Annotated in this window: 19 protein-coding genes, 1 tRNA gene and 1 pseudogene; 1 reads left to right on the top strand and 20 read right to left on the bottom strand. The window is 33.1% G+C overall.

Going from position 1 to position 19,990, the window contains the following annotated elements; translation table 11 throughout:
* From MLC44_RS04755 to MLC44_RS04695, 13 genes and pseudogenes are all read right to left on the bottom strand, one after another.
* Positions 1-1,488, bottom strand: a complete 1,488-nt coding sequence (locus tag MLC44_RS04755) for a lipopolysaccharide biosynthesis protein (RefSeq protein WP_434658659.1) — start codon at positions 1,486-1,488, stop codon at positions 1-3.
* Complete coding sequence (locus MLC44_RS04750) at positions 1,478-2,593, bottom strand: hypothetical protein (protein ID WP_434658658.1); 1,116 nt, start codon at positions 2,591-2,593, stop codon at positions 1,478-1,480. The genes MLC44_RS04755 and MLC44_RS04750 overlap by 11 nt, the downstream gene beginning before the upstream one ends.
* A 250-nt stretch (positions 2,594-2,843) precedes the next feature.
* The gene (pseI, locus tag MLC44_RS04745) at positions 2,844-3,866 is read right to left on the bottom strand and encodes a pseudaminic acid synthase (RefSeq protein WP_434658657.1); all 1,023 of its coding nucleotides are present in this window, start codon (positions 3,864-3,866) and stop codon (positions 2,844-2,846) included.
* Positions 3,853-4,347, bottom strand: coding sequence for a UDP-4-amino-4,6-dideoxy-N-acetyl-beta-L-altrosamine N-acetyltransferase (gene pseH, locus MLC44_RS04740; RefSeq protein WP_188109967.1), 495 nt, complete (start codon positions 4,345-4,347; stop codon positions 3,853-3,855). Before pseH ends, pseI begins: the two co-directional genes overlap by 14 nt.
* Complete coding sequence (locus tag MLC44_RS04735; RefSeq protein ID WP_434581395.1) at positions 4,344-5,024, bottom strand: PIG-L deacetylase family protein; 681 nt, start codon at positions 5,022-5,024, stop codon at positions 4,344-4,346. The genes pseH and MLC44_RS04735 overlap by 4 nt, the downstream gene beginning before the upstream one ends.
* Complete coding sequence (locus tag MLC44_RS04730; protein WP_434581394.1) at positions 5,017-5,715, bottom strand: methionyl-tRNA formyltransferase; 699 nt, start codon at positions 5,713-5,715, stop codon at positions 5,017-5,019. The genes MLC44_RS04735 and MLC44_RS04730 overlap by 8 nt, the downstream gene beginning before the upstream one ends.
* Entirely contained in the window at positions 5,712-6,581 is an 870-nt protein-coding gene (pseG, locus tag MLC44_RS04725) for a UDP-2,4-diacetamido-2,4,6-trideoxy-beta-L-altropyranose hydrolase (protein ID WP_434581393.1), read from the bottom strand. Before pseG ends, MLC44_RS04730 begins: the two co-directional genes overlap by 4 nt.
* A gap of 2 nt (positions 6,582-6,583) precedes the next feature.
* Positions 6,584-7,897, bottom strand: a complete 1,314-nt coding sequence (locus tag MLC44_RS04720; protein WP_434658656.1) for an aminotransferase class III-fold pyridoxal phosphate-dependent enzyme — start codon at positions 7,895-7,897, stop codon at positions 6,584-6,586.
* Positions 7,890-8,657 carry a cytidylyltransferase domain-containing protein gene (locus MLC44_RS04715; RefSeq protein ID WP_434658655.1) on the bottom strand — a complete coding sequence of 256 codons (768 nt, stop codon included), beginning with the start codon at positions 8,655-8,657 and terminating at the stop codon, positions 7,890-7,892. The genes MLC44_RS04720 and MLC44_RS04715 overlap by 8 nt, the downstream gene beginning before the upstream one ends.
* Positions 8,654-9,562, bottom strand: a complete 909-nt coding sequence (locus MLC44_RS04710) for an aldo/keto reductase (protein WP_434658654.1) — start codon at positions 9,560-9,562, stop codon at positions 8,654-8,656. The genes MLC44_RS04715 and MLC44_RS04710 overlap by 4 nt, the downstream gene beginning before the upstream one ends.
* Positions 9,559-10,686, bottom strand: a complete 1,128-nt coding sequence (pseC, locus tag MLC44_RS04705; protein WP_434658653.1) for a UDP-4-amino-4,6-dideoxy-N-acetyl-beta-L-altrosamine transaminase — start codon at positions 10,684-10,686, stop codon at positions 9,559-9,561. The genes MLC44_RS04710 and pseC overlap by 4 nt, the downstream gene beginning before the upstream one ends.
* A gap of 1 nt (position 10,687) precedes the next feature.
* Positions 10,688-11,673: pseudogene (gene pseB, locus MLC44_RS04700) on the bottom strand (UDP-N-acetylglucosamine 4,6-dehydratase (inverting)).
* 133 nt (positions 11,674-11,806) lie between these two features.
* Entirely contained in the window at positions 11,807-12,163 is a 357-nt protein-coding gene (locus tag MLC44_RS04695) for a MarR family EPS-associated transcriptional regulator (protein WP_151900715.1), read from the bottom strand.
* A gap of 371 nt (positions 12,164-12,534) precedes the next feature.
* Here MLC44_RS04695 and MLC44_RS04690 point away from each other — a divergent pair, with 371 nt between their 5' ends.
* Positions 12,535-12,783 carry a ComEA family DNA-binding protein gene (locus MLC44_RS04690; RefSeq protein WP_434658651.1) on the top strand — a complete coding sequence of 83 codons (249 nt, stop codon included), beginning with the start codon at positions 12,535-12,537 and terminating at the stop codon, positions 12,781-12,783.
* Between the two features lie 129 nt (positions 12,784-12,912).
* On the opposite strand, the gene MLC44_RS04685 is transcribed toward MLC44_RS04690, so the two are convergent.
* The 7 genes from MLC44_RS04685 to MLC44_RS04655 all read right to left on the bottom strand — a co-directional run bounded on the left by MLC44_RS04685 (position 12,913) and on the right by MLC44_RS04655 (position 19,988).
* A complete protein-coding gene (locus tag MLC44_RS04685; protein ID WP_434658650.1) occupies positions 12,913-13,461 on the bottom strand; it encodes a Uma2 family endonuclease in 549 nt (182 codons plus the stop codon).
* Positions 13,462-13,559: 98 nt separating this feature from the next.
* Positions 13,560-13,635, bottom strand: a tRNA-Phe gene (locus MLC44_RS04680).
* A 586-nt stretch (positions 13,636-14,221) separates the two neighbouring features.
* On the bottom strand, positions 14,222-14,995 hold the full coding sequence (locus MLC44_RS04675) for a glycosyltransferase family 2 protein (protein ID WP_434637933.1): 774 nt from the start codon (positions 14,993-14,995) through the stop codon (positions 14,222-14,224).
* A 254-nt stretch (positions 14,996-15,249) separates the two neighbouring features.
* Positions 15,250-16,287 (bottom strand): aminofutalosine synthase MqnE, encoded by a 1,038-nt coding sequence (gene mqnE / locus MLC44_RS04670; RefSeq protein ID WP_434658649.1) that lies wholly within the window; start codon positions 16,285-16,287, stop codon positions 15,250-15,252.
* A 169-nt stretch (positions 16,288-16,456) separates the two neighbouring features.
* Positions 16,457-18,019, bottom strand: coding sequence for an autoinducer-2 kinase (gene lsrK, locus MLC44_RS04665; RefSeq protein ID WP_434658647.1), 1,563 nt, complete (start codon positions 18,017-18,019; stop codon positions 16,457-16,459).
* A gap of 190 nt (positions 18,020-18,209) precedes the next feature.
* Positions 18,210-18,719 carry a transposase gene (locus MLC44_RS04660; protein WP_434658646.1) on the bottom strand — a complete coding sequence of 170 codons (510 nt, stop codon included), beginning with the start codon at positions 18,717-18,719 and terminating at the stop codon, positions 18,210-18,212.
* Positions 18,720-18,812: 93 nt separating this feature from the next.
* Entirely contained in the window at positions 18,813-19,988 is a 1,176-nt protein-coding gene (locus MLC44_RS04655; protein WP_434658645.1) for a class II aldolase/adducin family protein, read from the bottom strand.
* Between the last annotated feature and the right edge of the window lie 2 nt (positions 19,989-19,990).

Below are 19,990 nucleotides of genomic sequence, written 5' to 3'. Positions count from 1 at the left end.
TTAACTCTTTTTAAACATGTTTTTTAAATTAACATTATTCTTACTCAATCCAAAAAGTATCGGCACAGTTAATGTTGTAACTATAACTAAAAATGTGTATAACACACCTGATAATAAAAACTCCATAAGTTTATTTTCGAATTTCAGCATAACTGTATTTGTCAAATATGCTAAAAGAACAAAAACAAAGAGTGAAAAGATTTGATGATATACAAATTTACTGAACTTCAAATTTAAATATTTACTGTTAAAATAAAGTTGTATATTTACACTTATAACTTGAATAACAACCATTTTCCAAGCTAGTCCTACAGCATTCAGTTTTAGATAATATATCAATACTACAGTTATAAAAAAACCTATTAATGTTGAAAAAATCCCTATATTCCGTACAAGTTTAGTTTGATCTGTGACATAAAACACAGACCCGCTCAATTGTCCATAAGTTTGATGCATTGGGTAAAATGCCATAATAATTAAAACTGGATATGCTTCTTGAAATGTTTCACCTGTAAAAATCATCAATAAATTTTCACTCTCAAAAGATATAAAAACCCCGAAATAAGCTGCTACTGAATATAACATGGGTATATATTTAGAAAATAATTTCTTCATCTCCTTCAAATCGTGTTTTTCATAAGATTTAGCAAACTCTCTTGTAACTATAGGGGTCATAGAACTAGTAAACAAGAAACACATAGCCGCAATAGAATAAGCTAAACCATAAAAGCCAACTTCTTTTGAACCGCCTATTTTTTGTAATAACCAAATATCAAATAATCCAAAAACAGTGGCAACGACATTAAATACAAAAAGTGGTGATGAAAAAGTATAAAATTCTTTAATTAAACTTTTTAAATTAATCGAACTACTAAATATAGAATATGTCAATATATTTTTTCTTACAAATAAATAAATAATAAATAAAATAAATATTATTAAACTAATATAGTAATAGTAATAGTAATTAGACAAATCAAAAGACAAATAATTGATAAAGACAAACAGTAAGAATAAAGATAAAATTTTGTGAATTATTTTAAATGATTCTACTGACACAGTTAAAGCATGTGAATCGGATATGTAAACAAAAATAGTTGTAAACCATATCAAAAAAGAAAAACCAACTGCCAAATATATATATTTTTTCGATATACCAGGAAATATATAAGACAAAAGTTCTAAGTTGTCTAAAAAAAATATACAACTCAGTAAAAATACTAAAAGTGTACCTGCATAATAAAAATAAAATTTTATTAATTCTCTTCTAAAAATATTTTTTGAAAGTTTCGTAAAAAAAGCAGTGGAGGTTCCTGCATCCAAAAAACCTATCAATTGCGTAAAAAATTGTTGAAGATAAATAAATTGACCATAAGCTAAAGGTCCTAATGCTCTAGGCACTATAGCAACCATTACCATATTAATTATACCATTAACAATATTTGCCAAAAGTTTAATTGCATATCTCTTTTTTAAACTATCTTCCAATTAACAACTCTTTTTCAATAATTTCAAATACTTGATCAGTTTCATCCTTATAGGTTAAATAATTATACTTAAAATAACTATATTTATCTGTGTTAAGTAACTCTTCTTCTATCAATTCTTTATTTATATTTCCTAAATCATCGACATAAAATATTTTTTTTCCAAATTCTTTAGCATAACTACATGTTGTTTCCAGAAAAAAACTAGTCTCTTGCATCGTGAAAAAAAACATTGGTTTATTAAAATAAACTGCAAAAGAAACAGCAGTTGTACCCTCACTGAATACAAAACTACAATTTTTCACTAAAGCAGCAGAATTATTATGTACAACCTTAAACCCATTAAAATTATCTCTGTTCTGTAATATTCTTGATTTTGGATGAGCAGAAATAACAACATCCATATACATAGTGTCTTCCAAAAATTTGAAAAATTTTATTAATTTTTTATAATAATTATCTATTTTTTTTTCTGCTTTGTTTTCAAATATCACATAATCACTGGCATTAATAATATCAGTATCTAAAAAGACACAATACTTTTTTTGGTGAATATTGCCATCTACATTCTTACATACTTCATAATCACGGGAATGTGTATATATCTTTTTTGTATTTTTCCCTATTAAACATGGGTATATAATTTCATCTTTTGGTGCCCCGAATGCAATAATGTCAGTTTCAAACTTTTTATCAATTATAGATTTAACGATAGGTCTAATTTTTGCTTTAAGTCTCTTCAGTAATCCACATGGTGATGATGTGGCCGGAACACTTCCACTTATATATGTAACAAATGTCGCTTCTGTTACTTTCCTGATGTTATTTAATAAATTAACAGCTTCTTTCCCACCCAGATAATAAAAAATATAATCATTTTTTGACAAACTGGATAAAATATTAAGTAATTCTTCCATGGTATGTGGTTCTAACATATTTTGATAGTTATAATAACTGATGTTAACCTGTATTTTATAATGAGGAAGAAGAATATTATGAGGTGCTACAACTGAAACATCATAACCTTTTGCATGAAAATACTCTACCCCTAGCATTTGATAGTCTCTATAAGTTAAGGGCAACATAGGCATAAAAACTATTTTCATTTATTTTTCATTTATAACAATAATATTTTGTAGATAAAATAAACCATTTTTTAGATTATTTTTATCCAGTACCTTTTTATTTAAACACTTTTGTTTATAAACATTTAAATATAATGCAGCCTGATTGAAAAACATTCTAACTAGACTTATAATATTTATTTTGATGTTCATTTTTTTTAAATTGCTTATAATCAGAATTAATCTTTTACTCAAAAACTTAAATCTAATACCAACTATATACAATATTCTTTTATTCAAATCTATCTCCAAACTTAAAATCCCTTTCAGCCACTTTACCTAAAATATCCTTCAGATATTTAGGATGAATTCCGTACCCAGGTCTAACACTCCGTACATTCTCTTGAGTAAACACCTCACCTTTTGTTATATCTTTTGCAACATAAAGACTTCTAGAAAACTGTCTCGATTTTTTCTTTTTTTCTGTCATTGTATAGTTAATTTTACCTAAAAGCTTTTCAGTGTCTCTAACAGCTTGCACCATAGCTTTAAATTCTTCTTTATCCATAGAAAATCCAGCATCAGCACCTCCAATAGCTTTATTTAATATAAAATGCTTCTCTATAACTTTTGCACCTAACGTTACGGCAACTATAGGTGCTGTACTACCAAGAGTATGATCTGAAAAACCACTGACAACATCAAATGTTTCTGCAAGGTTTGGTATCATTTTTAAATTGGCTTCATCTGGTGGTGCTGGGTAAGCAGAAGTACATTTCAATAAAACTATATCTTCATTTCCTTCTTCCCTGCAAATATCCACAGCATCCTGAATCTCATCTATTGTTGCTATCCCTGTACTTATAATAACAGGTCTGCCCGTAGAAGCTGTATAGCGTATAAGTTCGTAATCTGTTATCTCAAAAGAAGCTATCTTATACGCTGATGGATTAAACTGTTCTAAAAAGTCAACCGCCGTTTTATCAAAAGGAGAAGAGAAGATGTCTATACCTATCGCTCTTGCATATTCAAAAAGTTCTTTGTGCCACTCCCATGGGGTATATGCTTCTTTATACAAATCATACAGTTTTTTTCCATCCCAAAGAGTGCCACCTTTTATGATAAAATCTTCTTTATCTGAGTCTAGTGTCATACTATCTGCTGTGTATGTTTGAAGTTTAATAGCATTTGCACCTATCTCTTTTGCACCTTTAATAGTATCAAGTGCATTTTGTAATACACCATTATGGTTTGCACTAAGTTCTGCTATTATATAAACTCCATCTTTTTCTAAATCAAAACTACCTATTTTCATTTTTCAACTCCATACAAATTACATCTTTGTTATGCACTATTTTTACTCCAACTTCTTTAAAATTGAATTTTTTATATAAATTTATAGCTTTTTTATTATCTTTAAAAACTTCAAGTTTTAGTTTTTTAAACTTTAAGTTTTTAAAGACATAATTAATGCATAATTGTTCTAAAACTTGACCCACCCCAGCTATTTTTTCAAAAGGATTAGCATATAGTCCAAAATAACATTCTCTCTTTTTATAGTCAATATCGGTAAAATAAATTACTCCAAGAAAGATATCATTTTTTTTGACTAAAAAATACTTATCCTTTTTTTGTTCTAAGAGGTTAATATGTTCTAAATGTTCATATAAAGAAATCTCTGTATTACGATACATCCATTTTTTTACATCCAAATGATTCCTCCACTGCAAAACCATTTCTTTCTCTAAATCTGATAAGTCAGGAAATGAAATTAACTGATAGCTACCCATCTTCATCGTATATTCCTCACACATTTAAAAGCCTCAACATACTCTTTGCCTATTCTCATACCTCGATGCTTAGCATTTAGTTCAATTCCTTCTAAACTCCTGGGATGAGGATATTTACACAATTCGGAATCATACGCTTTCATTGCTTCTATTTTTAAACTTAAAGTCGTTGAGATATCATAAAAAGTATCAGGACTAAAAGAAAGTGGATAGTTCCATTCAGTGGAAGATAAAACCTCAAAGCTATATATCTCCTTAACAGATTCCTCTTCCATAGGTCTAGTAGCGGTAATGACAGTTTGATAGGTTATTCGATGGTCAATATTTAAATCATTTTCATAATGAGTAAAGATAATATCTGGTTTAATATCTTCTTTAACTTTAGAGACAACCTTGACAATATCTAACAAATCAACACTATCAAAACGATTATCCGGAAAACTTTCAACAAAAACTTTTTTAATACCTATAATGCTATTTGCTTTTTTTATTTCACTATTCAGTACCCATAACTCATTTTTTTTATTTTCTATCTCTCTTTTTTTATCTCTACTTGTTTTTCCCTCTCCAAGAATAAGTGTATATGCTTCATATCCTTCTTTTATAAGTCTTGCAACTGTTCCAAAACAACCCAATACTTCATCATCAGGATGCGCTGCTATAATTAATATCTTTTTATTCATTTTCTTTTACCTCAAACCTTCCGACCAGTTCATTCTTTTTTAAATGAACTTCACTAAATTCAATTTTTAAATTATTTACCTCTATATATGCTTTAGGATAGCCTTCAGCATCCAACATCCTTATAAAATCATACATTTTTTTCATAGTTGTAATTTGTTCATTAAGTATATTACTCTGGTTGGGAGTTCTTCTTTTAAATGTTGTTATTTTACCTTTTTGTGGTATTGATTTTATTGGATGATTCAAAAATTGTGGAATCATTTTATTAAAAATAATATTAGACAATTCTATAAAATTTTCTTCTGCACTTCCAAGGGAGATATTAAAAGGTTCTTTTAAATAAATATTACCTGTATCAAGACCTTCTTCAACTCTTATAGCAGATACTTTTGTTTCATATATTTCAGATATTATTAAATTTTGGAAAGGACTTCCGCCTCTTCCAAACGGTAAATCAGTCATATGAAATAAAATTGATTCAAAATTTTCATATATCTCTTTAGGTATTAACCAAGACCAATGAGGGAAAAATATATATTTAGGCTTTATTTTTTTTAACTCTTCATAGTTAAGCTCTTTGGGTGTTGTTATTAACATAAAATCAAATTTATTTTTATATTTTTCTGCCAAAAGAAAGTATTGTTTAATATTCCATTCCTTAATAGTGGCAATGATAATTGTATCTTTCATATCAATCCTTTAAATATGTCTATATTATCAATAGTTTTATATCCATTACTTTTAAGATAACTATAGATTTCTCCTTGATTATCAGCCGTCTTTATAACCACAAAATCAACACCTAAAAAGTATACTTCATTCACCGTTACACTAGGAGTTATTATAGCTAATTGACTCTGATTCATAAGCTTTGCTATCCTCTTTGAGTTTATGAAAAGTGAGATATTTACTTTATCTTTAACATACTCTTGTAACTGGGTTAGATTTTTATTCGCAGTTGTTGTAACAAGTGCCACTTTTTTATCTTTTGGTAAAATTTCTAAAATTTTTATATTTAGATTAGCTGTATCTGCTCCACCCATTGCAATAAAATACTCATAAATTTTTTCTCGTTTTATCTTCTTTTCTTCTATAAATTCATCACGCAAAAGTGTATAGTCAGCCCCACATCTTATCTCACAAAAAGAAGGAACTAAACTTTTATATCTACTTTCATCAGCACTTATATTATGATTTAACAGTATATCACAATAGTGCTTTTCATAAGTATCATCAAACGAAAGAATTTTTAATGTTGGATTTTTGGTTTTTAATGCTTTTTCAGATACTTCATCTATTTCATAATGATCAATAACCAACAAGTCTATTTTTAACTTTTTGATCAAACTGTGTAATTCATTGAGCGTATTAGATTTTAAAAGTTCTATGGCATATCCTGCCTCTTCTATTCTTTCATTTGCATTCCCTTCCAGGTCCAAAGTGGCAAAAATAATATTGGCATTTTTATACTGCTGTGCCAATACTAAATCACGCATAATATGCCCTGTTCCTATGTTTGAAGATGAATCTACACGAAAGAGGATATTTTGATTCATACTTAATTCAACCTTTTGAATCCGCTGTGACAGACATCAGTTTCTAATAAATTTTTAATTTTTTTATTTCCCAGTTCACACTCTTTGATAATCTCAAAAATCGGTTCTAATTTCTCAAAATATTCATTTACAATATCCTTTGTATGTGCAATGGAAGCATAAAAAACATTAGAAGCTAAAAATCCTTTTTTTAGCATCTCTTGTGTAATATAGGTTTTATATTCTAATGCATCACTGCTCTCTATCATAAATCCACCCAACGGTTTAATACCCCAAGTATTTATTTCTAACTCATATTTTAATGCTAAATCTTTCCATCTTGTTGTAACATCTGAACCAATCTTGCTAATCTTCTCCCAAGATTTTTCTTTTTCCATAATTTCAAGTGTTTTTAGTGCTGCTGTTGGACCAATTCTTTCTGTCCAAAAAGTACTGCTAATAAAAGTATCTTGTGTGGCTGTCATTATTTCTTTTTTACCGATACAAGCTGAAATAGCATAACCATTTCCAAGAGCTTTTGCAAAAACTGCCATATCAGGTTCAACACCAAAATTTTTATGAAGCCCTCCATAGCTCTCCCTGAATCCTGAAGTACACTCATCAAAAATCAAAACAATATTATGTTTAGTTGCTAAAGCTCTCACTTTATGTAAAAAACTGTCATTAGGACCTTCATTTCGTGAAACTTCCATTTTAATAGCTGCAATCTCATTTTGATTTTCTAAAATGATTTTTTCTAAACTTTCAATATCATTATAATTAAAAGGTAATGTTGTTCCGACCAATCCTCTTGGAACTCCACTAGGTTTTAACCCTGGAAGGAGATGTCCATCCAGGTTCTTATCACTGCTAAGATTTGTAGAAAGGTACCAGTCATGCCAGCCATGATACCCGCAAATAGCTATTTTATCTCTACCTGTAGCACTTCTTGCTATCCTAATAGCTATTGAATTTATTTCACCACCTGCTCGTGCAAATCTTACCATATCTGCCCAAGGATGAAGATTTATGAGTTTTTCTGCCAAATAAACCTCTTCAGGACAATTGAAAGTGGACATATTACTTTTATAAGTTACTTCTCTTACAGCTTCATCAACTTCATCATTTGCGTATCCCAAAGTATTTGTGCCAATACCCATAATAGACATATCTATATATTTTTCATCATCTAAATCCCAAACTTCACACCCTTTTGCTTTGCTGTAATATGCGGGCCATAGATCGGGTAAAAACATCTCTGGTCTTTTTGAAAGAAGTTGTGTTCCTCCTGGAATATACCGTTTTGCTTTTTTGTATAATTTTTGAGATTTACCCATTTTTTTGATCCTCTTGTAATGATTTTAAATAGCCCTCATTACGATTAATTTCACTATTGAGTTCTAAAATATCTAAATTATGTTCCAGAAATAAAATCATTTCTTCAAATGTAAAATCATTTGTTTTGAAATGATTATAAATTTTCTCTATAACTGTAAAATCACTTGGTTCGTCTACTGTTAAACGCCAATTATTATAAATAATATCTTTTTTTAAATCCATAACCTTGAATTTACCGCTATTCCTAATATAAGGTGTTACATGCTCTTTTTGAGATATTTTAGTTGCTTCATAATATGCTTGTTTTAATGTTTTAAAAGTAAAAACTTCAGCATCAAGTCCATCTGGATAGATTGGTTTTACACAATTTGCCATATAATCACAATCAGCTATTAAAAAAGCATCTATTAATTCATCTATAATCTTAGCATCATGTACAGGACAATCTCCTGTTAGCCTGACAACAATATCGCTATCTTTTAAATCTAACTCATTACAGCATTTATAAAATCTCTCTAAAACATTATTTTTTGAACCACGATAAACTGAATATCCAAATAATTGAACTGTTTTTGCCAATTCATCATCGTTTTTTTCCAAACTCGTTAACAATATTAATTTATCTATTAATTTAGATTTATCTGTTCTTTGCAACTGATGAATAATCATAGGTATACCCAAAAGAGGTTTCAATACTTTTTTAGGTAATCTAGTAGAATCTGTTCTTGCTTGTAAAAGTGCAACAATTTTTCTATTCATTGCATATTCCATCTACTTGGATTAATTATATTTTCTGGAATATTTGAAAAAGCTCTGTTTATATTATTTAAAATTTCTTCCTTTAATTTAGGTAATTTACTGTAAGTTTCTATATTTTCTTTTGCCTGAGTTAAGCTGTCACATCCAAATAAAACAACAGCATCATCTGCTATACTTTCTACATATGCCATTGCAAAGTCTGCTATAGACAAACCCAGTGTTTCTCGCATACTATTCATCTGCTTTAAATACCCCTTAGCTTCCATAAGTGTCCCTGTTAATTTTTCTATCTCCATAAAAAAAAGACCCTGGAGAAATACAGAACGAATAAAAATCAATTTGTTAGCCTCTTTTGCTTTTTGAAACCAACTATTATTATTTGCCCTTTGATCAAACAGATTAAAAGGAATTTGAATAATTTCTATTGAAGTATTCTCTATTGCCAAATCAAATTCTTCATTGGTATAAATAGAAACGCCAAAGTGATTAATTAGATTATACTTTTTTAATCTATCAACTTTATCTCGATATTCATCTCTCCATCGAAAAAGTAACTCCCCATCATGTAGCATAAAACCAAATAACTTTGAAGAACCTAATCTATCCAGTGAGCGAAACAGTATCTTTTCCACATCTGAAAGAAAAATATCTGATTTTACTTTTGAAACAATGTGACAACTTTTTTTTTGATTTAATGCTTTGCCTAAAACGATTTCACTATCTCCATAAGCAACAGCTGTATCAAAACAATTAATACCACTTTGTGTTACAAATCCAACAATATCATTCACCTCATCTTGTTTCGGTTTACCACTACTGTTTGAAATACCATAATTCAGTCCAAATTGAACTGTACCTAAAGAGAGTTTGGAAATTTCATTCCCATTGAAATTTATATATTTCATTTTAACATCTCAAACAAATTCTCTATAATATATTCTTGTTCATCATCACTCAGTTTAGGAAACATTGGTAAAGAGAAACACTCTTTGTAATAGTTATCCATATTAGGCGTGTATTCATCTCCATAACCTAAACTTTGATAATAAGGTTGCTTATTAATGGGCATATAATGCAACTGAATACCAATATTTTTTTCTCTAAGCCTATGAAACAATTCTTCTTTTGAAAGAGTAAGTTTTGAGAAATCAACTTGCACTACATAGAGGTGATACGATGACTTGCCATCAAAAAAATAAAGAGGCTTGATAATACTCTCTTTAAAAGCTTCGTCATACCTTTTTACTATCTCTGTTCGCCGTTCTATAAAGCTATCTAGTTTATTAAGTTGAGAAAGACCTAATGCACACTGCATATCGCTAATACGGTAGTTAAATCCAAGTTCCCGCATCTCATATTCCCAAGGTTTCATATCGGGGGTTTTAACCATTCCATGACCTCGCAATGTAAGCATCTTTTCATAAAGCTCTTTTGAATTTGTAGTAATCGCTCCACCTTCAGCCGTAGTCAAATGCTTCACAGGATGAAAAGAGAAGATAGAAACATCAGAGTTTGTACAACTCCCTGCTTTGATGCCATTATACACGGCTCCAATAGCATGAGCATTGTCTTCTAAAATTCTAATACTGTAGGTATCTTTTAGATATTTCAACTTCTCTTGATTGACCATGCGACCTGAAAAGGAAACAGCATATATGGCTTTGATAGAACTGTCTTTTTTAAGCTCCTCTTCACACAGATCCAAATCAATATTCCCGTCTTTTGCAATATCGACAAAAATTGGTTTAGCCCCTGCATACAAAATAGCATTGGAAGTAGCCAAAAATGAGTTTGGTGTAGTTAAAACTTTTTCATCCTTATTTAATAAAACCAATGAAGCCAAATGTAAAGCAGCGGTACCATTAGCAACAGCAATACAATATTTCGCTCCACAATAATTACTAAGAGCCTTTTCAAATATTTTTACTACCGGACCCGTTGTTAAATAGTCTGATTTTAATACATCTACGACAGCATCAATATCATCTTGCTCTATAAATTGTTTACCATAAGGAATAAATTGTTTCATCTTATAAACTTTGTTCCATTGCTAAAAACTCTTTTTTACTTATCCATTGTGTATTGTTTAATGAGTTATACTCAAACCCTATACCTATATCTTTACCTTCCTCACCCAAAGCATTAGCTGTATAATCAACATGATGGTTAAATTGAATTGTTGGGGTAATAACATAATAGGTTTCATATTCGACTACCCTGTCATCAGCTGTTATCATCACCTCATGCATCTTCTCCCCGGTCGAATACCTATAATCTTATGTGGCAAATTTGGAGCTAATGCTTTGGCTAAATCAGTCATCTTCATTGAAGGAATTTTAGGGATAAATATCTCTCCTCCATGCATTCTCTCAAAATTATTTAAAACAAACTGTACACCATCTTTAAGGGTAATTAAAAATCTTGTCATATCGGCATCGGTTATAGGTAATTCAGATGCACCTGTCTCAATAAGATTTTTAAAAAAAGGAACAACTGAACCCCGACTTCCAACAACATTCCCATAACGAACTACTGCAAATCTTGTTTTTCGTTTTCCTACTATATTATTTGCAGCTATAAAAAGTTTATCAGACGCCAGTTTAGTTGCTCCATAAAGATTAATTGGACTCGATGCCTTATCCGTAGAAAGTGCTATTACTTTTTCAACCTCATTTTTAATAGCAGCATTTATCACATTTTGAGCACCATCAATATTTGTTTTAATACACTCTGTTGGATTATATTCAGCTGCAGGAACATGCTTTAAAGCAGCCGCATGAATAACATAATCAACACCATCCATAGCATATTCAACACGCTGTGCATCGCGAACATCCCCTATAAAATACCTCATGCAATCATCATTAAAAGATTGTGCCATTTCATACTGTTTTAATTCATCACGACTAAAAATAATTATTTTGTTAGGTTTGTACTTTGCAAGTATCATTTCTGTATACTTTTTCCCGAAACTACCTGTTCCGCCTGTGATTAATATATTTTTATTGTTAAACATTTTGTTCCTTTGTTCTCATAATATTAAATTACATATTTGTATAGTTTACTAAGAGTTTTTCGTATTTTTTATAAGAGCAGTACTCAGTATATCTAAAATTTGAATTGTAGTAAAAAATTTATTTCTTATTATCTTAAAAGGTGAAAAATTTTCTGTTAGTATTACATAATCTGTTTTTTCTATTGCTATTGTCATAGACTGTTTCCAACTCTCTTTGCAGTTCTTCATACTCAGCTTTTTTTCTGGCGATAAACTTTTTTGTAAGGTCTATTTTGGTTTTTATGCCATCTTCTGTCAAGAGGTATTTGTACTGGTTTTTATGTTTGTTAGCGAAAAAGTTTTCGGCTTTTACCAAGCCTTTTTCTATGAGGGCTTTAAGAACATAGTTTACTTTTCCTACACTGTATCCCAATTCATCAGCCAAAGATTTTTGACTTCTTGAGCTTTCTATCTTTCTAAGTACATTCAGTATCAATTCATCATTTTGCAATACGGTATTCCTAAAATTCAATTTTTGAATTATAATCTTTTTTTACTTATATAGTTATAAAATGTTCTCTTTCATTTCAATTTTTCTGGAATCTGTACTTTCTATGCTAAAACAAACTACAGAAAAAAACTAAATTTTTTTCTGTAGTGCCGACTGTTGTTTTTGTCATGCCACTCCCAGCCCACCCTAAAGGATGGGTTCCAAAAACAATAGCTTCCCGGAATCGGTACTTCAGTGCCGACTAACAATTCCAGGTTACAAAAATACCCATTACTATTAAAAGCACACACAATATTCTGACAATTTACAATAAAATTAGCTAAATAATATTTTTTTATGTACACTGTATTCAAATCAAAAAAAGGATTTCCATGAAATTTTTAGCTATATTAGCCATAAGTGCTACACTGCTTTTTAGTGCAATAGATATAAACAATGCAAGTAAAACAGAGTTGACAACACTAAGCGGCATCGGTGCGAAAAAAGCTGAAGCAGTTTTAGCCTACAGAACAAATCACTGTTTTAAAAATGTAGATGATTTAACAGCAGTCAAAGGTATAAGTACTAAAACTGTAGAAAAAAACAGAGCTAATTTAACAGTCGGAAAGTGTAAAAAATAATTTAATTCTTAGATTAAGAATATTGGCTAATAAACCATACAGTCTCAGCTGTTTGAACTTTTTTGCCACTCTCGCCCGCACTAAAAGTACGGGTTCCCAAATACTGTGAAATCGGTACTTCAGTGCCGACTATTTCCAAATTTTACTAAAATCAAACGGCAGTTCTTTGTTGCATTCATCAATTTTAAATGTCACAATCCCATCGCTAATATCACACATTTTTATATATTTGCCATTTTGAAGCTGGTACACTTTTGCATTTTCTTCTTGAGGATCAACCATGATGTAGTAGTTCACCCCCTCTTTTTCATACAAATCATATTTTATGCCTCTGTCTTTTTTGGCAGTTGCCTTGGACAATACTTCAAAAATAATTTTTGGCGCCTGTGTAATGTAAGCATCATTTTTGGGTTCATGGCATATCACACTGTTGTCTGGCTGAACAACAGTATCTTCTGCAATTTTCCAATCAACAGGAAGCAAAACCTGACATTTTGGACAGTCTTGAAAAATACTTTTCAATTCCCATCCAATATTATTACTTATTTTCTGATGTTTAATCATAGGAGCAGGAGACATAGCGTACGGATACCCAGCTATCAGTTCCCACTTTCCATCCCATAATTTATAATCATCATACGTATATCGTGGTATTTCTTCTACTTTTAAAGCACCCATAATAAATCCTTGTAAAATTATTGTTCATTATAACAAAGTTTTACTTTTTATTTGAATGAGATATTGATAATATTTATTTTGTAATGATGTTCATGAGGTGGTGGCCTGTCTCGGAATCGAACCAAGGACACAGTGATTTTCAGTCACTTGCTCTACCGACTGAGCTAACAGGCCTTTGTGAAAGAGTTGGAATTATAGTCATACTTAACTGAATAGTTGCTTAGTATGAAGCTCTTCAGCGGTTTTTTTCTTTTTTCTTTGTCCCAACAGCTTTTGTATAGTTTTTTTAAAACAATATTTCTGTATTTATCCAGATCTTTTGTAAATACACACTGGCATTATCTTCTACATATTTACCGTTGCTTACCAACTTTCTTGCTACTATCTCAACCTACCCTGCAGGATGTGACATTCGGAATCGCTACTTTCTATATTAAAGCATGACTTGTGAGAAAAAAACTTGATGTTTTCTTGGAACCTAGGTTTTAGTCTTGAAAGACACAAAGCCCGCACTGAAGTACGGGTTCCGAAAAAGCCGCTTAACTTAATGGCATTGCCCTAAAGGATAGGTTCCGAAAAACTGCACATCTCTCGGAATCGGTACTTCAGTGCCGACTGTTTCCAAATCTTGCTAAAATTAAACGGCAGTTCTTTGTTGCATGCATCTATTTTAAATACTACAACCCCGTCACTTACATCACACATTTTTATATATTTGTTATTTTGAAGCTTATACACTTTTGCATTTTTTTCCTGCAGGTCAACTGTGATGTAGTATTTTATGCCTCTGTCTTTTTTGTTGCTCTAAAATTTTTCCATCTAACTCATACTGAATTAAAAGCCTTTTTTCTTCACTATTACATGTAAGCAGCAGTTTTTTGAGCACTTTTATTCTGTATACATCCATATTTTTTCGAAATCCGAGTTGTGCATCATGCCCGGCATATTTTATAATAAGTGTTTCATCTATAAGCCCTATTTTATGCTTACATGTAATACGAAGCCACAGGTCATAATCTTCACAGACTTCTAAATGCTCATCAAAAAGTCCTACTGTTTCGAGTAAACTTTTATGAAGTATTACGGATGACGGAGCAATATTACAATATGACAGATTTTCTAAAAAAGCATCTTTTCCTATTTTTCTATATTTTTTAGGTATTTTTACCGTAATTCCGTTTCTCACCCATTTTTCGTGCGTATAACTCATTAAAATATCCAGATTATGTGTATGAAAATCTACTTGTTTTTGCAGCTTTTGAGGGCAGAATTCATCATCTGAGTCCAAAAAAGCTATCCATTCGCTTTTGGCGATTTCTATACCTTTGTTCCGGGCAGCAGAAACTCCACTGTTTTTTTGGTAAATGTATATAATGTTTGGAAAATCATTTTGTATGTTACATGTAGTATCGGTAGAACCGTCATCTATCACTATAATTTCTTTTGGTGTGTATGTTTGAGCGAGTACTGATTTTATGGCTCTTTTTAAAAGTTTGTATCGGTTATATGTTGGAATGATTACCGATATGTCCATTTTTCACTCTCCTGCCACTCTCGCCCGCACTGAAGTACGGGTTCCCAAATAACTGCATATTCTTCGGAATCGGTACTTTAGTGCCGACTGTTGTTTCTGTCGTGCCACTCTCAGCCCACCCTAAAGGATGGGTTCCAAAAACAATAGCTTCCCGGAATCGGTATTTTACTCTCCTGCCACTCCCGCTCGCACTGAAGTATGGGTTCTGGAATAACTGCATATTCTTCGGAATCGGTATTTTAGTGCCGACCAGTTTACCAGACCTTTATCTCATTATACACACTGTCACGCTCAACAGGAATAAAGCCAGAATTTGTTATCAATCCCGTAAATTCTTTCACATCCACCCCATTGGCACTCGCGGCTCCTGCTGCAGAGTTGATGGACTCTTTTTCTATCGTCCCATCCAAATCATTTGCCCCGAATTCCTGTGCGACAAGTGCAAGATTCACAGTCGATGTCACCCAGTACGCTTTTAAATTCGGCACATTGTCAAGAACCAGCCTTGCAATGGCATAGGTTTTGAGTATTTCATTTGCCGTAATCGGTTTGTCAATATTAAGGTAATTATTTTCTGTCTGATAGACAAGCGGTATAAAAGCGTTAAACCCACCCGTTATATCTTGCAACTCACGAATTCGCATCATATGATCTATACGGTTTGCACGAGATTCTACATGTCCAAAAAGCATAGTAACATTAGATTTTTTCCCGCGTTCATGCCATTTACGATGAATTTCAAACCACTGATCTGATGTCACTTTGCCTTTACAGATGTAATCTCTGACCTTTTCATCAAAAATCTCCGCTCCCCCGCCGGGCATAGAATCTACACCGTTTTCTACCATCAAATCAAGCACTTCATCATATGTAAGTCCATGATGACGAGACAAGAAGTCCACTTCTGCAGCAGTCAATGCCTTTACATGTAAGGCTGGATACTTCTCTTTGATTTTTGTAAAAATACCCAAATACCAATCGAGCGTTACATTAGGATTATGGGCAGAAACTATGTGAACCTCTTTTGCATCATGTGCCACTATGTTGTCGACTATATTCATAATTTCTTCATGGCTCATTGTATACTGGTTAGGATTTTTGCGTGTTGCCGAATAGGCGCAAAATTTACAAACATCTGCACAGACGTTTGTAGGGTTTATATGCCGGTTAATATTAAAATATGTCTTTTTACCATGTAATTCCTGACGCTTTGCATCGGCAAGTTCACCAAGTTCAAAAAGGTCTCTTTCATAAAGTTTTATTGCATCTTCAAAATTTATTCTGTTATTCATTCTTTTACCTGTTTTTTTAGCGCTTGCAGCCCACTCCAAGAATGGCTCCGGAATCGGTACTTCAGTGCCGACTGTTTGAACTTTCTTGCCACTCTCGCCCGCACTGAAGTACGGGTTCCAAAAGGCAGAAACTTCTCGGAATCGGTACTTCAGTGCCGACTTTACTTCTTCAAAGTCCGGGGGCTTTCCACATTGAAGTCGTGATATTATCATCAACTAGCTTTAATTGCACTTCATACGCTTTTTGCCATCTTTCTTTTAACTTTGCATAAACTTCTCTATTCTTCTCGTTGGGCATATATTTTTTATCCCAGACCACCAACTCTTTTGCCGCTTCTGCTAAACTTTTATAAACACCGACACCTACACCTGCTGCCATTGCCGCACCAAGTGCGGTTGCCTCGGTCACTTTTGGAATCTTCACCACACAGCCCGTTACATCCGCTAAAATCTGTGCCCACAGTTTTCCTTTGCTTGCCCCGCCTGCAAAGACAATCTCTTTTATTTTTATACCGCTGAATACCTCTATATTTTGCAAATTAATGCTTGAAACAATGGCAGCATTTTCCTCCAAACTCCGAAACATTGAGATATGATTATATTTCTCGGCATCAAGTCCGAGATTTAAAAAACTCGGCGCGGCATGGTACCACTTGCCGTATTTCATCACATCTGAAAATATCGGTAAAATATCATAAGAACCTGCGGGAATTTTCTGTGCTTTTTCTTCTAAAACTTCATAAACATCTTTACCACACAGACTTGCCTCTTCTTTTTCCCTCTGACAAAAAGCGTCGCGAAACCAGCGCATAACAAGCCCAGAAAAAAATGTTATGCCCTCCGCCTGAGAAAGCCCTTCTATAACATGCGGATTGACGCGTATACTCATATCTTTTGGCGGTTTGACACTGCTTGGAATATTGACCACCTGTTGCCAAAAACTTCCACCCAAAACTGCCACATCACCCTCTTTGACAACCCCGAGTCCGGCAGAACCAAGCTGCACATCTCCTCCGCCCATCACAACTTTCGTCAACGGGCTCAGTCCTGTTTCATCTGCAACTTTTTCACTTACATTGCCAAGAATCGTTCCCGTTTCCAATACAGGAGGAAATATCTCCTCTTTTATACCGACTTTTAGTGCCATCTCTTTTTCCCAAGTACGAGAAGCAAGAGAAAAAATTCCTGTAGTGCCGCCGTTACTCGGGTCAACGGCTATTACTCCGCTCAAACGTGCCAAAATCCAATCACCTATCATAGAAATATTTGCCACTTTTTCATAGATTTTTGGTCTCTTGTTTTTAAGCCACAGCAAACGGGGCAAAGCACCTAGAGCAAAGGTCTGTCCGCTTTTTTGGTAAAAATCTTCTTCGATTTCCGGAAATTTTTCTTTTAAATATTTTACTTCTTTTGAAGCACGGGCATCAACATTGGCAACGCCCCAGAGTTCCTTGCCGTTTTTGTCATACAGGACAATTCCCTCACGCATACTTGTAGCACTGAGTGCCAAAATATCTGCAGGATTAATCTTTGATTTTGCAATGACATTTTTGATACAGTTACATGTAAGCAGCCAGTTCTTTTCAAAATCAAAAGCCATGGAGTTTGCTACACCCTCTTCTTCTAAATGTGTCCATTCTTTTTGCTCTGCGGCAATTTGCTTCCCCTGCGTATCAAAAAGTACAGCACGAATACTTCCTGTACCTGCATCTATTGCTAAAAGATATGCCATATTTTTCCTTTTCATTAACTTTCCTACCACGCTTGCCCGCACTGAAGTACGGGTTCCAAAATGCAGTGTCTCCTCGGAATCGGTACTTCAGTGCCGACTCTTTGAACTTTTTTGCCGCTCCCGCCCACCCTAAAGGATGGGTTCCGAAAAATAGTGACTCCCGGAATCGGTACTTTAGTGCCGACTTTTGTTACTCATATTTACTAAAAACCCGCTCATCTGTGAATCCGGCTTTGAGAGGGTTATTTTTTATGTAATTATAAACTTTTACATAATGTTCTTCATCTCTTATAAGTTTGTCATAATACCCGTCTGCCCAAAATTTTCCTGATTTTTGCAAAAGTTTATTGAGTGCAACCGCACTTTTACCTTTGATATATTGCATAATTTTACCTAAATCCTCATTTTGCTTGAATAACAAATGAATATGATTTGGCATAACTGCCATCATTTCCACATCATAAAGTTTTTCGTCTTCTTCCAAAATTACATCTACAAAGACATCAATAGCTTCATCAAACAAACAGGCACCATTTTTTGACATGTCCAAATAACTGTCTATTTGAAATTGTTTTATATGTTCTTTTTCATCATTTGCCAGAATTTTTTCTACATAAGCATCTACGCTGTCTTGTGTACGAAATGTTATAAATTGGTAATGTTCTTTCAGACTGATATGATGCAGTTTTGTGTGGTTCATTTTTTATTGTAAAGCCCTCTTTAAATTTTTACTCAGTTTAGCCCGCACTGAAGTACGGGTTCCGGGATAAATTACGCTTTCGTGCTGCCTTTGTTACTTTTTCAATTTCGCCTGTTCCAGTTCCCAGTACTCCATCGCAAAGCTCTCTTTTTCACTGATGCTTTGGTAGCCGCCTAATTTGTCTGCCCGCAATACTGCCAACATGGTATGGTTGACTATATCATTGATAATTGCCGCTTCTTTTCTGTCTTTTCCAAAAGAGATGACTGCAAGATTTTTTATAATCATATAATTGGGTGCAGGATTCAGCATCACCTCATCAGTGGCATATTTTTCAAAATAGGATTTATACTCTTGCATATATTTTTCCACTGCTGCTTCCAAATTTGTATCTTCCATCACAAGCGGTACTCTTTTTGTGCGTATGATATGCTCAGGAGTCAAGACACCGCGCGATGCAAACTCTTTTAAATTCGGCTGTGACGCATAATATGCTGCCAAAGGCGACTGATTGATATTGATAGAGACTTCATAGCCTTTCGCGGCAGAAAGTACCTTTGTTATTTTTCCGATATCACAGTCACTGTGGACATAATTATGTTCAATATGCACAACAGCCTGTTCGTCCAAAAAATTTTCTGCTTTTGTGACGGCTTCTATCATTTTGTCATAAGATTTTTTGGCATCATTGTCGAAAGTAAAAATCCCGTGATGATGCAAAATGATGCCGTCTATACTCTCCCAGTCCAAATCTTTTGTCATTTTATAAATTGTATGTGCCAGTTCAAAGCCCGGCATAATATAATCAACAATTAAAAAATTTGGAAAAAGCTTGACAATATGCTCATCCCCGTTCACTGAATTTGAAATCGTTACAATAGCATCCGCATGGGTATGGTCCACAAATTTGTAGGGAATCAGTGCATGCAGTATCGCTTCCACCGAAGGATTCGGCGCAGATTTATCCGTCATCGCCTCTCGTTGCAGGTGTACCATTTCACTGTCACTCAAATGCTCACGTTTTGCCATTTCTAAAAGTACATCCAGTTTCACAGGTGCAAAACCTTCTGCTTCTATGCTTGCCAAGTCCCAGCCACTTCCCTTTACATGTAAGACATCTTCGCCGTTTATTTTGCTTTTGAGTGAGGTATTGCCGCCTCCGTGCAGTACCAGTTCATCATTTTGTCCCAACAGGTTTGAGCTGTATACCCTCAAATCCAAATCACTTTTACATGCAGCCGCTTTTTTTTCATTCCATAAATTGTCCATGA

This window comes from Sulfurimonas sp. NW9 (assembly GCF_051132275.1).
Classification (GTDB): domain Bacteria; phylum Campylobacterota; class Campylobacteria; order Campylobacterales; family Sulfurimonadaceae; genus Sulfurimonas; species Sulfurimonas hydrogeniphila.
Note: the sequence above shows the minus strand (reverse complement) of the source record. Positions and strands in the feature narration are given on the sequence as shown.

Excerpts from the sequence above, each read along its gene's own strand:
- MLC44_RS04750 (WP_434658658.1), bottom strand. The coding sequence starts at position 2,593 with ATGAAAATAGTTTTTATGCCTATGTTGCCCTTAACTTATAGAGACTAT.
- pseI (WP_434658657.1), bottom strand. The coding sequence starts at position 3,866 with ATGAAAATAGGTAGTTTTGATTTAGAAAAAGATGGAGTTTATATAATA.
- pseH (WP_188109967.1), bottom strand. The coding sequence starts at position 4,347 with ATGAAGATGGGTAGCTATCAGTTAATTTCATTTCCTGACTTATCAGAT.
- MLC44_RS04735 (WP_434581395.1), bottom strand. The coding sequence starts at position 5,024 with ATGAATAAAAAGATATTAATTATAGCAGCGCATCCTGATGATGAAGTA.
- MLC44_RS04730 (WP_434581394.1), bottom strand. The coding sequence starts at position 5,715 with ATGAAAGATACAATTATCATTGCCACTATTAAGGAATGGAATATTAAA.
- pseG (WP_434581393.1), bottom strand. The coding sequence starts at position 6,581 with ATGAATCAAAATATCCTCTTTCGTGTAGATTCATCTTCAAACATAGGA.
- MLC44_RS04720 (WP_434658656.1), bottom strand. The coding sequence starts at position 7,897 with ATGGGTAAATCTCAAAAATTATACAAAAAAGCAAAACGGTATATTCCA.
- MLC44_RS04715 (WP_434658655.1), bottom strand. The coding sequence starts at position 8,657 with ATGAATAGAAAAATTGTTGCACTTTTACAAGCAAGAACAGATTCTACT.
- MLC44_RS04710 (WP_434658654.1), bottom strand. The coding sequence starts at position 9,562 with ATGAAATATATAAATTTCAATGGGAATGAAATTTCCAAACTCTCTTTA.
- pseC (WP_434658653.1), bottom strand. The coding sequence starts at position 10,686 with ATGAAACAATTTATTCCTTATGGTAAACAATTTATAGAGCAAGATGAT.
- MLC44_RS04690 (WP_434658651.1), top strand. The coding sequence starts at position 12,535 with ATGAAATTTTTAGCTATATTAGCCATAAGTGCTACACTGCTTTTTAGT.
- MLC44_RS04685 (WP_434658650.1), bottom strand. The coding sequence starts at position 13,461 with ATGGGTGCTTTAAAAGTAGAAGAAATACCACGATATACGTATGATGAT.
- MLC44_RS04675 (WP_434637933.1), bottom strand. The coding sequence starts at position 14,995 with ATGGACATATCGGTAATCATTCCAACATATAACCGATACAAACTTTTA.
- mqnE (WP_434658649.1), bottom strand. The coding sequence starts at position 16,287 with ATGAATAACAGAATAAATTTTGAAGATGCAATAAAACTTTATGAAAGA.
- lsrK (WP_434658647.1), bottom strand. The coding sequence starts at position 18,019 with ATGGCATATCTTTTAGCAATAGATGCAGGTACAGGAAGTATTCGTGCT.
- MLC44_RS04660 (WP_434658646.1), bottom strand. The coding sequence starts at position 18,719 with ATGAACCACACAAAACTGCATCATATCAGTCTGAAAGAACATTACCAA.
- MLC44_RS04655 (WP_434658645.1), bottom strand. The coding sequence starts at position 19,988 with ATGGACAATTTATGGAATGAAAAAAAAGCGGCTGCATGTAAAAGTGAT.